Genomic DNA, 15,083 nt, shown 5'->3' with positions numbered 1-15,083 from the left:
ACACCTTGTCTCAGGACACCCTCGGCGTCGGCATCGTCGGCGCCGGCTTCATCGCCCGCTTCCACGTGCGATCGTGGCAGAGCATCCGCCACTCCGACATCGTCGGCGTCTCCTCGCGCACGCTCGCCTCGGCCGAGAAGCTGGCCAGGTATGCCGAGGAGATCGGCGTAGGCGGCGACGTCGCCGCCTACGGCGACGTCGCCGCCCTCGTGCAGGACCCGCGCGTCGACGTCATCTGGGTGCTCACGCCGAACGAGACGCGCGTCGAGGTGATCGAGGCGATCTGCGCGGAGGTCGTCGCCGGCCGCGGGAGTCTGCGCGGCATCGCCGTCGAGAAGCCGCTCGGGCGCAATCTCGCGGAGGCCCGTGCGGTCGCCGCCGCGGTGAAGCGGGCCGGGCTGCTGCACGGGTACCTGGAGAACCAGGTGTACGCGCCGCGTCTCACGCGCACGAGGGATCTGGTCTGGGCGCGCGGGGCGGCGGCATCGGGCTCCCCGTACCTCGCTCGATGCATCGAGGAGCACTCCGGGCCGCACTCGGCGTGGTTCTGGGACAGCGAGCTGCAGGGCGGCGGCGTGCTCAACGACCTGATGTGCCATTCGCTCGAAGCGGGTTGCTTCCTGCTGACCCCGCCCGGCGTCGACTCCGACGAGTGGCTGACGCCGGTGTCGGTGTCGGCGACGATCGCCTCGCTGCGCTGGGGACGGGACCGCTACGCCGCCAAGCTGGAGGAACGCCACCCCGGCGTGCAGGATTACCGCGACACTCCCTCGGAGGACTACGCGAGCGCGACCTTCACGTTCGTGAACGGCGACGGCGAGCCCGTCATCGTCGAGGCCACCACGTCCTGGGGATATGTCGGAGCGGGCATGCGGCTGTCGTTCGAGCTGCTGGGGCCGGAGTACTCGATGTCCGCGAACTCGCTCACCGGCGACGGGCAGGTGTTCCTCTCCCGCGATCTCGATCAGGATGCCGGCGAGGACATGCTGGAGAAGCAGATGGCAGAGCAGGGCCTCATGCCGGTGATCGCCGACGAGCCGGCGTCCTATGGCTACGTCGCGGAGAACACCCAGCTCGTGCGGATGTTCCGCGCGGGCGAGCAGCCGCTGGAGTCGCTGGACTCCGGCGTCTCGGTCACCGAGATGCTGATGGCCGCCTACTACGCCGCGGAGACGCAGACCGTGGTGCGGTTCCCGGTGGATCTCGAGGACTATGTGCCCGCCGTCGCCCGTCGCGAGTGGCGTCCGCGCGCGCAGCTGGCCGGGATCGTCGCAGCGCGGAAGGGCGAGTGATGAGCACCCAGATCTTCTATGAGGAGGGCCGCGTCCGTCAGCTCGAGGCGCTCGCCGCCACGGTCGAGCGCCTGGCCGGGACGAGCGCATCGCTTCAGGGCGCCCGCGAGGTCGCGCTGATCGGCATCGGCGCCAGCTTCGCGGCGCTCGCGACCCCGTTGCACACGCTGCGCTCCGGCGGCGTCAAGGCGTGGCGCTCGGACTGCTCCGACCTCCCGGCCGTCCCGCTGGAAGCTCCGGAGCGCGTCGTGGCCGTCTCCCAGGGCGGGCGCAGCGTCGAGACGCACGACGTCGTCCGCCGGCTGACGGATGCCGGAGCCAGAACGCTCGCGATCACGAACGCCGAGGGCAGCCCGCTCGGAGACGCCGCCGGCGATGCGCTCACCCTCGGCGGCGCCGCGGACAGCCGCGTGTCGACCGTCGGCTTCTTCACGACCTACTCGGCTCTCGCGATCCTCGCCGAGCGAGCCGTGGGCGTCACGGCGGAGACGGACTGGGCGGAGCTGCCCCGCATCATCCGGGATGCCGTCGCCGAGGCGACGCCGACGCTGAAGGCGTATGCCGCCGAGCAGCTGACCGCCGGCGCAGTGGACGTCGTGGCGTCGGCCGCGCAGCTGACCGTCGCGGAGGCGGTGGCGCTGCTGTTCCGGGAGGGACCGCTGGTGCCGGCATCCGCGTACGGGACCAGGGCCTATCTGCACGGGCCGATGGACGTCGCCGGCCACGGCACCTCCCACATCGTGGTCGGTGGCGCCCGCGAGCAGCAGCTCGCGGACCAGCTCGAGGAGAACACCGCGGCGACGCTGTTCCTCGCAGGGCGCGAGAGCCTGCGCGCCGGACACCCCTACGAGGTCCCCGTCCCTGCCGGGCTCACCGAGGGGCAGCGGGCGCTCGTCTCGGTCGCGATCCTGCAGCAGCTCGTGTCGGAGACGGCGGCCGTGCGCGGCAATCCCGTCGATGACGCCGTCTTCGTGCGACAGGACACCAAGCTGGCGCCGAGGACCTGAGGACGGCGATACGCTCGGAGGATGACGGGTGCGCAGCTGTTCCACGGTCCGAGCGACCTGCATCTGCACTCCAACCACTCCGACGGCACCGAGAGCCCGCGGACGGTGGTCGAGCAGGCAGGCGCCCACGGCGTCCGCACGCTGGCCCTGACCGATCACGACCGGACGACGGGGTGGTCGGATGCCGGCGATGCGGCGGTGTCGCTGGGCATGGCCTTTCTGCCCGGGATGGAGCTGTCGGCCAAGCACGAGTGGCGCAGCGTGCACGTCCTCGGCTATCTCTTCGACCCGGACCATGCGGCGCTGGTGGCCGAGACGGATCGCATCCGCAGCGACCGGCTCGGCCGCGCCGAGCGCATCGTCCGCAATATCGGCCGCGACTACGATCTGCACTGGGACGACGTCCTGGCGCAGATCGAGGCGGATGCGACGGTGGGCCGCCCGCACATCGCCGACGCGCTCATCTCACGAGGGATCGTCGTCGACCGCGCCGAGGCCTTCGACGGCATCCTGCATCCGCGCGAGGGGTATTACGAGCCGCACTACGCCCCGGATCCGTTGACCGCGGTGCGGCTGATCACGGATGCGGGGGGAGTGGCCGTCATCGCGCACCCCGTCACCTCCGGCCGTGACCGGATGATGCCGGTGCCGTACCTCGAGCGCCTGATCGCCGCCGGTCTCGCCGGTCTCGAGATCGACCATCGCGAGAACACCGAGGCGGGCAAGGCGCTGCTGCGCGAGCTGGCGAGGAAGCACGATCTCATCGTGACGGGATCGAGCGACTACCACGGAGCGGGCAAGCCGAACCGTCCCGGCGAGAACACGACGAGCGACGAGATGGTCGCGCGCATCATCGACCGCGCGACGGGTTCGCAGCCCCGGTACCCCTGAGGCCGTGCGCTGTTCGGTGCCGTCCGCTGCGCCACGCCCTCGTTCTCGTCCCTCGCGCTGTCGTTCTAGCGCTGTCGCTCTCCGTTGGGCGCTGTCCCTTCCTGCTCGCGCTGCGTCTTTTTCCACCGCGCGCGGGTGCTTGAGCAGCGCGAGATGGAAATGAGCCGCGCGAAACGGGAAAAGGCAGCGCGCGACCGGGACGCGCTGCGCGAGTGCGGCGCGGCACCGGAGGAGGGGCGGATGCCGGCAGGCATCCGAGCCCCGACCGGATCGAACGATCAGGCTCCGGCAGCGGGCGCCTGCGGGGCGGGGCCGCCGCCCGAGCCGCCGCGGCGGCGGCGACGGCGACGAGCCGGGGCAGGCCTGCCGTCGTGATGCTCCTTGCCCGCGCCGTCGTGCGTGCCGGCGCCTTCGGCATCGCGCTCCACGGCGCCGGAATCGCTCGCGCCCGAGTCGGACGACTCCCCAGCGCCTTCAGCGAAGGTGGAGCCGACGGCGCCCGTGGCGTTGCGGCGGCGACGGCGGCGGCGCGTCGTGCCGTCGTCCGCGCCCTGCTCAGCGGCATCGGCCGCCCGCTCCGGACGCGGGGCGCGCTGCGTCTTCACCGACGGCGTCTTCGGCGCGGTCGTGAGGCGGCCCTTCGTCCCCTCGGGGATGTCGAGGTCGGTGTACAGGTGCGGGCTCGACGAGTACGTCTCGACGGGCTCGGGCTGTCCGAACTCGAGGGCCCGGTTGATGAGAGCCCACTTGTGCAAGTCCTCCCAGTCGACGAAGGTGACCGCGATGCCCGTCTTGCCGGCGCGGCCGGTGCGGCCCGCACGGTGCAGGTACGTCTTGTCCTCGTCCGGGATGGTGTGGTTGATCACGTGGGTGACGTCGTCCACGTCGATGCCGCGCGCGGCGACGTCGGTGGCGACGAGCACGTCGCGCTTGCCCGCCTTGAACGCCGCCATCGAGCGCTCGCGCTGCTCCTGGCCCATGTCGCCGTGGACGCCCCCGACGTTGAAGCCGCGGTCGCTCAGCTCGTCGACGAGGCGCTGGGCCGCGCGCTTCGTGCGGGTGAAGATGACGGTCTTGCCACGGCCCTCGGCCTGCAGGATGCGGGCGATGACCTCGTCCTTGTCGAGGGAGTGGGCGCGGTAGACGAGATGCTTGATGTTCGCCTGCGTCAGCCCTTCGTCGGGGTCGTTGGCGCGGATGTGGATCGGGTTCGACATGAATCGCCGGGCGAGTGCGACGATCGGCCCTGGCATGGTCGCGGAGAAGAGCTGCGTGTGACGCTTCTCGGGGACCTTCTGGAAGATCTTCTCGATGTCGGCGAGGAAGCCGAGGTCGAGCATCTTGTCGGCCTCGTCCAGCACGACCTCGGTCGCGTTCGAGAGGTCGAGCAGTCGCTGCCCCGCGAGGTCGATGAGCCGTCCGGGCGTTCCGACGACGATCTGCGCGCCGGCCCTGAGCTGATCGATCTGACCCTCGTACGCCTTGCCGCCGTAGATCGCGACGACGCTCGTGGAGCGGTTGCCGGTGAGCAGGTCGATGTCCTCGTACACCTGCACCGCGAGCTCACGGGTGGGCACGACGATGAGGGCCTTGACGCCGGGCTCCGGGCTCTGACCGAGCCGCTGCACCACGGGGATGCCGAAGCCGAAGGTCTTGCCGGTGCCGGTCTTGGCCTGGCCGATGATGTCCTGGCCGGGGAGGCCGAGGGGGATGGTCTGCTCCTGGATCGGGAACGCGTCCACGATGCCCTTGGCCGCGAGGGCCTCGACGATGTCCTGATCGATGCCGAGTTCGGCGAAGGTTGTCACGATGTGATGCTGCCTGTCCGGCGCCCCGTGATGGCGGGTGCGCCACGTAAACGGATCCACGCCGTCTCATGTGCCACAGGCGCGGGGCCCTGCTCCGACGGCAGGGCGTGTCCCCAGCCTACCCGAGGGCGCTCCGAGGGCCGGCAGCGGGTGCCGCGGGAGGGATACCGGGTCGGTAGGCTTGCCGCATGGTTCAGTGGTTCTGGCAGCGCACCTCGCCGCGTCGCATCCTGACGCTGCGCAGCAGGGGAGAGGGCGACGGCGCCACTCGCGTCGACTTCGCGGAGCTCGCCCCCGAGCTGAACCGGTTCCTCGGCCAGGCCGCGTACCTGCAGCTGGGCTACTTCGAGACGCTGACGCGCCTCATCCGCGCGACGCCGGAGCTCGCGGAGAAGGAGGCGCTCTCCCGCGCCGCCGGCGCCGCCCTCGGCAAGCACCGGGCGATCGTGGAGGTCATCGCCGAGCGGGGAGACGACCCCACGGAGCTGATGCTGCCGTTCCGCGAGCACCTGGATGCCTTCCGCCGGAAGACGATCGGCGCCAGGCCGCGTGAGACGCTGCTGGCGGTCTACATCACGGCCGCGATGCTGGACGACTTCTACCTCGCGCTCGCGTCGAGCTACGACGGCACGGGCGCGCGGGTGGCCCAGATCCTCAACGAGGACGATCACACCGAGGAGATCGTCGCGATCCTCACCGAGACGATCGAGTCGGACGCCGAGTGGCGCTCTCTCCTGTCGATGTGGGCGCGCCGCCTCGTCGGCGACACCCTGCTCGTGGCCCGTCAGGCCCTCCGCCCCGAGCGTCTCGTCATCGACGACGACCGGATCGAGCCGGTCTACACCGAGCTCATGGGCGCGCACGCGCGCCGCATGGACGCGATGGGCCTGGCGGCTTAGCGCGGTCGTCCGCCTGGCCGCCGTCCGCATCGCCAGGGCGTCGGGAACAGGTCCGCCCTGAGAAACCGGATCCGCCCTGGGAGACCATGGGCGAGACGGTTCCTCGGAGGCGCGGCGGTTTCTCGCGACGCGATGGCGGCGAGGCGACCGCTCAGGCCGCGCCGATGCGCTCCAGCCTCCGCGTCAGGCGCCAGGCGATGACGACGGGGATCACGCCGATCACGCCGAATGACATGTCGATCAGCTGCCAGGCCGGCGGGATGCCGCGGATCGATCCCGCGATCAACGCCAGCGGGACGACGCCGGCGCAGGCGATCGCCCCGAACTGGATGACCCAGATGTTGCGCACCGGATCGACGAGAGGGCCGATGAAGACGACCGCGATGACCAGATGAGCGAAGGCGAGCCAGTCCGTGCCGTAGGCGATGAAGGGATACCGCGCGTCGGTCGCGGCGAGGGCGTCGGCCACGCGATCGACCCATCCCACGGCGTCGGGGAACCAGGCCGCCGCGGGGGAGGCATGCAGCGCATCGGAGGCGAACGCCAGCTCGGCGCGCAACGGGAACGCCGTGACACCGCTCACGATCAGCCCGAGCATGAGGACGCCCAGGCAGATCCTGATCCAGAGCAGCGTGCGGGCGCGGTCCACGGCGGGTCAGATGCCCAGGGCAGTCACCGCCGCGGCATCCGAACGACCGCGGAGCGCGCTGATCGCGAGCGTCGCGATCAGCGCGATCACCAGGCCGCCGCCGACGCTCGCCAGCCACAGCCAGACGCTGTCCTCGCCCACGCCGAGCCACTGCAGCACCGCGTACACGACGCCGGTGACCGCGGTGGCGATCCCCGGCGTCACGGCGACACCGCGCAGGTCGCGGTGCGCGAGAAGGTAGTGCAGGCCGATGCCCAGGACGCACGCGCCGATGAGCGCCAGCAGGATGTACATGTCAGGCGACGAATCCGACGCGACGCGACTCCTCGGTGCCCAGCTCGATGTAGGCGAGGTTCGCGGTCGGGACGATGAAGGCGTTGCCCTTCACGTCGGTGAAGCTCACGTGCGCCGTGCTCTGCTCGAGGGCGGCGGTCACGTCCGCGCGCACCTCGTCGGCGCTGGCGGACGTCTCGAAGTTCAGCTCACGGCCGGTGTTGACGATGCCGATGCGGATTTCCACGCGTGCTCCTTGATAGGTCGGGGACGTGAACATGACTCTACCTCGCGGGGATCGAGGCCGGCTCCGGCTCCGGACGCATTTCGCCCACGGCGCACACGCCGACCGGCCCGCGCTGTCGGCGCCCGCCGCTAGCGTGGATCCCATGACAGCGGATCCTGGTCTCACCCACGCAGCGGATGCCGGGCAGGCCGGGGTCGTCGGCGCCGCACCCGGAGCCTCGGGGGTCGTGATCGGCGCTCCGGGGACGGGCAAGACGCACACGCTCGTCGCACGGGTCGCCGCCCTCCTCGGCGTGCACGGTCTCGCGCCGGAGGAGGTCCTCGTCCTCACGCCGAGCCGCCAGGCGGCCACGCACCTGCGCGACGTCATCGGCGTGCGGATCAGACAGGCGACGCCCGGACCGCTGGTCCGTTCGCTGGCGTCGTTCGCCTTCCTGCTCGTGCGCGGCGCGATGGTGCGGGCCGGACTCGAGCCGCCCGCCCTGCTCACCGGAGCCGATCAGGACCGCATCATCGCCGACCTGCTCGCCGGCCACGCGGCGGACGAGGACGAAGGCCTTCCGAGCCGCTGGCCTCAGGCGCTGAGCGCCTCGGTCAGGGCATCCAGGGGATTCCGGTCGGAGCTGCGCACGTTCCTCGCCGAGTGCACGGAGCTCGGCGTCGGCGCGGTCGAGCTGCAGGGCTCCGGCGACGAGATCTGGCGGGCGGTCGGCGCCTTCCTCGGCGAGTACCGCGAGGTCCTGGCCGGCATGCGCGCCGCCCATCGCGACATCCCCGATCTCGTCAGCGAGGCGGCCGCGCTGCTGCGCGAAGCGGACGCCGCGGATCTCGGACAGCTGGCAGCTCTGCGCGTCGTCCTCATCGACGACGCGCAGGAGATGACGCGGGGCGGCATCGAACTGGTCAGAGCGCTGCGCAGCCGCGGCATCGCGGTGCTCGCCTTCGGCGACCCCGACATCTCCTCCGGCGCCTTCCGCGGCGCGTCCCCGCAGCTGTTCCACGACCTGACGGCCGTGCTGGACGAGCTGCACGTCCTCGAGGTCCCGCACCGGCAGCGCCCGGCGCTGACCTCGCTCACGCGCACGCTCACGCAGGCGATCGGCGTCGCGGGCCGCGTCGAGCACCGCCGCGCGCCCGGCCCCGCCTCGGCGATGCCGGACGCCGCCGTGACGACGTTCCTCGCCTCCTCGCCGTACGAGGAGTTCGACCGCATCTCCGGGGCGCTGCGGGACTGGCATCTCTCCGAGGGCGTCGCGTGGAGCGACATGGCGGTGATCGCGCACGACACGCGCCAGGTCGCGATGCTCGAGACCGAGCTCGCCGCGCGCGAGGTGCCGACCAGGGCCGCCGGCGTCCAGCGGCCGCTCGGCAGCGAGAGGGCTGTGCGCGACATCGTCGGCATCGTCCGGCTCGCGCTCACCCCGCCGGAGGACCGCGACGCGCAGACGCTGACCGAGGCGCTGCGCACGCCGTTCGGGGGGATGGACGCCGTCGGCCTGCGGCGCCTCCGCGCTCGCCTGCGTCATCTGGAGCTCGCGGACGGCGGGGCGACGCCGGCGGCCGAACTGCTGCGTCAGGCGATGGCGCATCCCGCGCACTTCGACCGCATCGACGCGCCGGAGGCGCGCAGGGCCGACCGTTTCGCGCGGACGCTCACCGAGGTGGCGGCGGCCGGCGACGCAGGGGAGACCGTCCACGAGCTGCTCTGGCGGGTCTGGGATCGTGCCAGGGCCGTGGACGGCTCGCGTCTGGAGACGGCATGGCGCGCGGCGTCGGAGCAGCCGGGGGGAGGGGAGACGGCGCGGGCGCTGGACAGCCTGGTCGCGCTGTTCGACGCGGCCAAGCGCTTCGTGGAGCGGTCCCCGCAGGAACGGCCGCACGTCTTCATCCACGACATCCTCGACAGCGAGGTGCCGGAGGACACGCTCTCCACGCCCGACCGCCCTGGGCTGGTGACCCTGCTCACCCCTGCGACCGCCCTCGGGACCCAGTTCGACGCGGTCGTGGTCGCAGGGCTCCAGGAGGGCGTGTGGCCGAACGTGCGGCTGCGCGGAGGCATGCTGCGCACCTGGCGCCTGGCCGATGCGGTCATCGCGGGGCGCACCGGCGTCGTCACGGCCGATCCCGGCGTGCTCGACAGGCGACGGGCGGCACTGCACGACGAGCTGCGCCTGTTCGTGCGAGCGGCGTCGAGGGCGCGGAACCGTCTCCTGGTGACGGCCGTCGATGACGACGACGCCACCCCCAGCGGCTTCTTCGCCTTCCTCCCCGCGCCCGATCCCGCGCACGCCTCGGCCGAGCATCCGCTGACGCTGCGCGGCCTCGTGGCGCGGCATCGTCGCACGCTGACGACGTCCGCATCCGAGGGCGCGCGCCGCGAGGCGGCGGCGCAGCTCGCGATCCTGGCCGGCGAGGGCGTCCCCGGCGCGGATCCCGAGCAGTGGTACGGCGTCGCCGATCCGTCCACGGACGCGCCGCTGCACGACCTGGCCGAGGAGGCGGCGCGCGTCTCGCCGTCGAGGATGGAATCGTTCGAGGAGTGCGAGTTGAACTGGGCGGTGTCCGCGCTCGGAGGCGACAGCGTGATGCCCCCGTCGGCGGGGATCGGCACGATCATCCATGAGGCGATGGAGAGGGTTCCGGACGGCGAGCTCGATCGGCTCCGTGCCGTCCTCGCCGAGCACTGGCCGGAACTCGACTTCGAGACCGCGTGGATCGGCAGGAAGGAGCGCCGCCGGGCCGAGACGTACATCGACCGGCTGCACAGCTACCTCGCCGATGTGGCCGCCGAGGGCGGGCGCGTGCTCGCCGGTGAGGTGGAGTTCCGCTTCGCCGTCGAGGTCCCGGATGCCGAGGACGCCGTCCCGGCGGTCGAGGGGGTGAGCGCCGAATCGGGACCGCACCCGCATCACGCGATCGTGCACGGCTTCATCGACAGGGTGGAGGCCTATCCGGCCGGCGGCGGAGAGCACGCCAAGGCGCGAGGTCAGAAGTGGGAGCGCATGGCCGACACGACGGGAGGCGAGCGCGTGGTCGTCGTCGATCTCAAGACCGGCAAGTACGAGCCGGAGAACGAGCAGAAGGTCGCCGACCATGCGCAGCTCGCCGCCTACCAGGTCGCCGTGCAGCAGGGGTTGATCGACGGAGCCGACCCCGCGGCGCTCACCGGGGCCAGGCTCGTGCTCGTCGCCAAGACCCTCGCCGGCAGCGACTACCGCGTCGCCCATCAGCACACCCTCGCGGGGGAGGAGCGGGCGCGGTTCCTCGCCAGGATCGCCGATGCGGCACGGGGAATGTCCGCGTCGAGCTTCACGGCCCCGGTCGAGGCGCACTGCGCCGACACGCAGTGGCGCGTGCAGCCGTGCCGCATCCACACGGTCGCGGCGGTGAGCGCGTGAGCGCCTGGGGCGAGGGGAGGGGGATCTCGGCGCTCGACATCGCCGCCGCCCTCGGCCTTCCGGCCCCCACACCCGCGCAGCAGCGCGTGATCGAGGCTCCTCCTGCCCCTGCGCTGGTGGTGGCGGGGGCAGGCAGCGGAAAGACCGAGACGATGTCCGGCCGGGTCGTGTGGCTCGTCGCGAACGGGCACGTGCGCAGGGACGAGATCCTCGGCCTCACCTTCACGCGCAAGGCGGCCGGCGAGCTCGCCGAGCGGATCGGCGCGCGCCTCGGGCTCATCGACGAGTACGGCAGACGGGGACTCCTCCCGCACCTTCCGCGGATCGTCGCGTCCGGCGCGCTCGCGCGGATCGCGGATGCCGCAGTGGGGCGCCAGCGGGATCTCGTGCGCATCCACGTGCTGGACGAGCTGGCCGCCCGTCTCGGCACGGGGTGGGACCCGGCGTCCCCGCCGACGGCGGACGAGCTGCTGATCCGGCCGAGGGTGTCGACCTACAACGCCTTCGCCGACGGCATCGTCCGCGAGCATGCGGCGCGCATCGGCCGCGATCCCGACGTCGCCATGCTCAGCCAGGCGGCCTCCTGGATGCTGGCGCGCGAGGTCGTGCTGCGCGCCGAGCTGCCGGAGCTGGAGGACATCGACAAGGCCGTCGGAACGGTGGTCGACGCCGTGCAGAGGCTCGCCGGCGACGCGCTCGACCACCGGGCGGACCTGGATCGCGCCGATCGGATCGCGACCCGCATGGCCGAGGATCTCGAGCCGTACCGCGGCAACGGCGAGGTGGAGACGGCGGCGGCCAATCTGCTCGCACTTCCCACGCTGACCGCGCTCGTGCGCGAGTACGACGCCGAGAAGCGCCGCCGCGGCGTGCTGGACTTCGCCGACCAGGTCGGCGGCGCCTTCGACATCGTGGAGTCCTCGGCCGACGTCCGAGACGAGCTGCGGGAGCAGCACAGGGTCGTGCTCCTCGACGAGTACCAGGACACCTCGGTCATCCAGACGCGCTTCCTGGCCGCGGTCTTCCGGGATTCGGCGGTGATGGCGGTGGGCGATCCCCACCAGTCGATCTACGGCTGGCGGGGTGCGAGCGCCGACAACCTCTACGCCTTCTCCCGGACGTTCGCCGAGGAGGAGGATGCCGTCGCCTACAGCCTCATGACGAGCTGGCGCAACGATCGGGGCATCCTCGGCATCGCCAACCGCGTGCTCCAGCCGCTGCAGAGGCCCGGCCTCGACGTCCCGCCGCTCGAGGCCAGGCCCGGTGCGGGCGAGGGAACCGTCGAGGTGCGCTACCCCCTCACCGTCGACGACGAGGCCGCGGAGGTCGCGGAGTGGTTCGCGGCGCGTCGATCCGCGCACGGGGATGCGGCGAGGCCGCATACCGGCGCGGTGCTTTTCCGCTCCAAACGTCACATGCAGACCTTCGCCGCCGCCCTCGCCGCGCGCGGCATCCCGCACCGCATCCTCGGGCTCGGTGGGCTCCTGGCGACGCCGGAGGTCGTCGACGTGGTCTCCGTGCTGCGGGTGCTGCACGACCCGAACGCCGGCTCGGCGCTCATCCGGCTGCTCGTCGGCCCCCGATTCGGCGTCGGTGTCGCCGACATGGCGGCGCTCCACGCGTTCGCGACGGAGCTCTCCCGGCGGGACAGCGGTCTTCTGCCGCTGCCGGACGAGCTCCGCCAGCGTATCCGCGCCTCCCGCGGCGCCGACGAGGCCGTCTCGATCGTCGATGCGGTGGACGTGCTGCGCGGCCTGCGCGACGACTATCGCCTGCTCGAGGGCATCACTCCGGCCGGCCGCGTCCGCATCCGCGCGGCCGGCGACATGTTCGAGCGGCTGCGCCGGGCCTCGGCCCAGCCGATTCCCGAGCTGATCCGGATGATCGAGATCGAGCTGCGGCTGGACATCGAGCTCGCCGCCAACGAGACCCGGGGGCCCGCCCGCGTCGCCGCGACCCAGCTGCGGGCGTTCGCCGACGAGGTGCGGGCGTTCCTGGACGCCGACGAGCGCGGCACGATCGGGAGCCTGCTGGCCTGGCTCGACAAGGCGGAGAGCACCGACGAGCTCATGCCGCGCCCCGAACCGCCGGAGCCCGGTGTCGTGCAGCTGCTGACGATCCACGGGTCCAAGGGCCTGGAATGGGACGCGGTCGCCGTGGTCCGTCTGGTGGACGGGGAGCTGCCCTCCCGTCCCGCCGACACCTCGGGGTGGTTCGGGTTCGGGGTGCTGCCGTTCGCACTGCGCGGAGACGGCGGGGCGCTGCCGAGGTTCGAGTGGGTCCCCCCCACCGAGGAGGAGCCGGATCCGGCGAAGCGGGCGAAGGCGGGGATCGCGTCGCTCACGAGCAGGAGCAGGACCGCCCCTGGCGCCCTCACGGTCTTCAAGGACGCCTATCGCGACTATCAGCGGCAGGAGGAGCGCAGGCTCGCCTATGTGGCCGTCACCCGCGCGCGCGCCGATCTGCTGCTCACGGGCTCGCACTGGGCGGGGCAGAAGAGCCCGCGGAAGCCCTCCGACCATCTGCTCGAGGCTCTCGACGTCCTCGGCAGGGAGCTGACCGGCGAGGCCGGGGAGGACAATCCCTACGCGGGCCCCGGCAAGACGCGTCAATGGCCGCTCGACCCTCTCGGCGCACGGCGAGGGGTCGTCACGGCGGCCGCCGGCGCGGTGCGCGCGGCGATGGCGGATGCAGGGCGCACCGAGCCGGCGCCGGAGCTGTCCCGTCTGCTCGCCGAGCGTGCCGCGCGGCAGCGGGGCGTGGATGCCGCCGCTCCCACGCGCGTGCCTGCGTCCCGCTTCAAGGACTACGTGACGGACTACGCCGGCACCGTCCGCTCGCTCACGAGGCCCATGCCGGAGCGGCCGTACCGGCAGACCAGGCTCGGAACGCTGTTCCATGCGTGGGTCGAGCACCGCTCGGGACTGGTCGGCGCCGGCACGGCTCCCGATGCGGGTCTCTGGGAGCTGGACGAGGAGGAGCCGGGCGCACAGGAAGGCTCGGCCGCCGATCAGGCTGACATGGCCAGGTTGCAGGAGACCTTCGAGCGCAGCGAATGGGCGCCCCTGCAGCCCATCGCCGTCGAGATCGAGATCGACTTCGCGCTCGGAGAGGCGTCCGACGGCGCGGAGCACATCGTGATCTGCAAGCTCGACGCCGTCTATCGCCGCGCCGACCGCGGCGGCCGCATCGAGATCGTGGACTGGAAGACCGGCAAGGCGCCCCGGACGGAGGCCGAGAAGGACGAGCGGATGCTGCAGCTCGCCCTGTACCGGCTCGCGTACCACCGTCGGTTCGGCGTGCCGCTGGAGGACATCGACGTCGCGCTGTACTACGTGGCCGACGATCTCGTCATCCGTGGGGACCGGGTCTACTCAGAGGAGGAGCTGGTCCAGCGCTGGAGCGCGGCGCGCGCCGCGCGCTGAGCCTCGTCCTCCTGTTCCCCGGGCGCGGCGTCCGCGCCGGGGATCAGGCCGGATGCGGTGACCTCGGCCAGATCCGCCGTCGCGTCCGGATCCCCGGCGGGCGTCTGCTCGGCCGTGTCGAGCCACAGCTCCTCGGGATTGTAGGCGTCGGTCTGCATCGAGGTGTCGATCGGCGCAGCCGTCGCGGGCACCCGATCGAGCGCTTCGAGCGCGGAGTCCACGCCGTCGGCGCGCGTGGCGATCACGGCGAGGTCGTCGCTGCGCAGGCCGTCGGCGAGGGCTTCGAGGAGGCCGGCGGCATCGTCGACGATGTCCGCGCGTCGCAGGTCGTCTCCGTGCACCAGCCAGCGGGCGAAGTCCAGCTCGGCCAGCAGCCGTGCGCGCACGACGATCGCGGCGTCCGTCGATCGTGTGGATGCCGCCGCATATGCCGCCTGCACATCCGCGGCGGAGTCAGGAGCGGTGGAGAGCCAGGCGAGATCGACGGCGGGATCCCCCAGCGACAGCCCGTGCCAGCCGACGGCGCCGGAGACCTGCGGGCCCGCTTCGGGATCGTCCTCGAACAGGAACGACGTCGCCTGTGCGCCGCCGAGGGTGACGGTGGACTCGAAGCGCCACAGCTCGTCGTCGTCGACGGCCTCCCGCCAGCGCACGGTGAGGCGGGCGGGGACGCGGCCGGTCGACGCGCTCCGATCGACCAGCCGGCGCACGTCCTCGCGCGTCTGCTCGGCGGAGCGCTCGGCGAGGCCCGCGCTGCGCACGACGGACGGCGGAAGGGAGTGGACGGCGGCGATCGCACGGCCGACCGAGACGGCGGCGCCCGGACCGGCCGGGATGTGCGCGGCCTCGATCTGGAAGCCGGCCAGCAGCCCGGTGACCAGCGCGGCGCTCTGCCCGAGCCTCGTCTCCCCGATGTACTCGGGAACGCGGAAGGGCAGCATCGCCCGTGCGCCGGCGGTCAGCGCACGGAGGGCGATCGCCTCGGCCGCGAGCTCTCTGGCCGCCTCCTCGTCGTCGGCGACCCTGATCGCGAGCTCCCTGCCGTCGGCGAGCGTCGCGACGCCCGAGTCGAAGCGGCCGTCGCCGCCGGCGCTGAGGGCGCGGGCCCCGGTGACCTCCGCCCCGGGCAGTGCGGCTGTCACCGCCGCCGCTAGAGTGAAAGGAGAGCGTGCCATGCCCCCAGGGTAGGTCGGAG

General features: G+C 72.4%; 11 protein-coding genes. 6 read left to right on the top strand and 5 right to left on the bottom strand.

The window, feature by feature from the left end:
* The first annotated feature begins 5 nt into the window (after nucleotides 1-5).
* From ACYVGQ_RS15675 to ACYVGQ_RS15665, 3 genes are read left to right on the top strand one after another with little or no spacing between them, the layout of a single operon-like run.
* The gene (locus ACYVGQ_RS15675) at nucleotides 6-1,292 is read left to right on the top strand and encodes a Gfo/Idh/MocA family protein (RefSeq protein ID WP_460785608.1); all 1,287 of its coding nucleotides are present in this window, start codon (nucleotides 6-8) and stop codon (nucleotides 1,290-1,292) included.
* On the top strand, nucleotides 1,292-2,299 hold the full coding sequence (locus tag ACYVGQ_RS15670; protein ID WP_460785607.1) for an SIS domain-containing protein: 1,008 nt from the start codon (nucleotides 1,292-1,294) through the stop codon (nucleotides 2,297-2,299). Before ACYVGQ_RS15675 ends, ACYVGQ_RS15670 begins: the two co-directional genes overlap by 1 nt.
* A 21-nt stretch (nucleotides 2,300-2,320) precedes the next feature.
* Complete coding sequence (locus ACYVGQ_RS15665; protein ID WP_460785606.1) at nucleotides 2,321-3,190, top strand: PHP domain-containing protein; 870 nt, start codon at nucleotides 2,321-2,323, stop codon at nucleotides 3,188-3,190.
* Nucleotides 3,191-3,468: 278 nt separating this feature from the next.
* Here ACYVGQ_RS15665 and ACYVGQ_RS15660 read toward each other — a convergent pair whose 3' ends face one another.
* Nucleotides 3,469-4,998 (bottom strand): DEAD/DEAH box helicase, encoded by a 1,530-nt coding sequence (locus tag ACYVGQ_RS15660; protein WP_460785605.1) that lies wholly within the window; start codon nucleotides 4,996-4,998, stop codon nucleotides 3,469-3,471.
* Nucleotides 4,999-5,186: 188 nt separating this feature from the next.
* Between ACYVGQ_RS15660 and ACYVGQ_RS15655 the strand changes: the two genes are divergently transcribed.
* Nucleotides 5,187-5,897, top strand: coding sequence for a ferritin-like fold-containing protein (locus ACYVGQ_RS15655; RefSeq protein WP_460785604.1), 711 nt, complete (start codon nucleotides 5,187-5,189; stop codon nucleotides 5,895-5,897).
* A 151-nt stretch (nucleotides 5,898-6,048) separates the two neighbouring features.
* On the opposite strand, the gene ACYVGQ_RS15650 is transcribed toward ACYVGQ_RS15655, so the two are convergent.
* Genes ACYVGQ_RS15650 through ACYVGQ_RS15640 form a run of 3 tightly spaced genes read right to left on the bottom strand, consistent with a single transcriptional unit; the run spans nucleotide 6,049 to nucleotide 7,066 of the window.
* Nucleotides 6,049-6,546, bottom strand: coding sequence for a hypothetical protein (locus ACYVGQ_RS15650; RefSeq protein WP_460785602.1), 498 nt, complete (start codon nucleotides 6,544-6,546; stop codon nucleotides 6,049-6,051).
* A gap of 6 nt (nucleotides 6,547-6,552) precedes the next feature.
* Nucleotides 6,553-6,840, bottom strand: a complete 288-nt coding sequence (locus ACYVGQ_RS15645) for a hypothetical protein (protein WP_460785601.1) — start codon at nucleotides 6,838-6,840, stop codon at nucleotides 6,553-6,555.
* Nucleotide 6,841: 1 nt separating this feature from the next.
* Nucleotides 6,842-7,066 carry a DUF3107 domain-containing protein gene (locus ACYVGQ_RS15640; protein ID WP_460785600.1) on the bottom strand — a complete coding sequence of 75 codons (225 nt, stop codon included), beginning with the start codon at nucleotides 7,064-7,066 and terminating at the stop codon, nucleotides 6,842-6,844.
* Nucleotides 7,067-7,208: 142 nt separating this feature from the next.
* Here ACYVGQ_RS15640 and ACYVGQ_RS15635 point away from each other — a divergent pair, with 142 nt between their 5' ends.
* Together ACYVGQ_RS15635 and ACYVGQ_RS15630 are read left to right on the top strand one after the other, a co-directional pair.
* Entirely contained in the window at nucleotides 7,209-10,463 is a 3,255-nt protein-coding gene (locus tag ACYVGQ_RS15635) for an ATP-dependent helicase (RefSeq protein WP_460785599.1), read from the top strand.
* The gene (locus ACYVGQ_RS15630; RefSeq protein ID WP_460785598.1) at nucleotides 10,460-13,888 is read left to right on the top strand and encodes a UvrD-helicase domain-containing protein; all 3,429 of its coding nucleotides are present in this window, start codon (nucleotides 10,460-10,462) and stop codon (nucleotides 13,886-13,888) included. Before ACYVGQ_RS15635 ends, ACYVGQ_RS15630 begins: the two co-directional genes overlap by 4 nt.
* On the opposite strand, the gene ACYVGQ_RS15625 is transcribed toward ACYVGQ_RS15630, so the two are convergent.
* Nucleotides 13,834-15,063, bottom strand: coding sequence for a phosphotransferase (locus ACYVGQ_RS15625; RefSeq protein WP_460785596.1), 1,230 nt, complete (start codon nucleotides 15,061-15,063; stop codon nucleotides 13,834-13,836). The genes ACYVGQ_RS15630 and ACYVGQ_RS15625 overlap by 55 nt on opposite strands.
* Nucleotides 15,064-15,083: the final 20 nt, after the last annotated feature.

Source organism: Microbacterium tumbae, from assembly GCF_054780175.1.
Note: the sequence above shows the minus strand (reverse complement) of the source record. Positions and strands in the feature narration are given on the sequence as shown.

Bases quoted from the DNA above. Each gene is read 5' to 3' on its own strand.
- ACYVGQ_RS15625 (WP_460785596.1), bottom strand. From the start codon at position 15,063: ATGGCACGCTCTCCTTTCACTCTAGCGGCGGCGGTGACAGCCGCACTG.
- ACYVGQ_RS15645 (WP_460785601.1), bottom strand. From the start codon at position 6,840: ATGTACATCCTGCTGGCGCTCATCGGCGCGTGCGTCCTGGGCATCGGC.
- ACYVGQ_RS15670 (WP_460785607.1), top strand. From the start codon at position 1,292: ATGAGCACCCAGATCTTCTATGAGGAGGGCCGCGTCCGTCAGCTCGAG.
- ACYVGQ_RS15655 (WP_460785604.1), top strand. From the start codon at position 5,187: ATGGTTCAGTGGTTCTGGCAGCGCACCTCGCCGCGTCGCATCCTGACG.
- ACYVGQ_RS15665 (WP_460785606.1), top strand. From the start codon at position 2,321: ATGACGGGTGCGCAGCTGTTCCACGGTCCGAGCGACCTGCATCTGCAC.
- ACYVGQ_RS15635 (WP_460785599.1), top strand. From the start codon at position 7,209: ATGACAGCGGATCCTGGTCTCACCCACGCAGCGGATGCCGGGCAGGCC.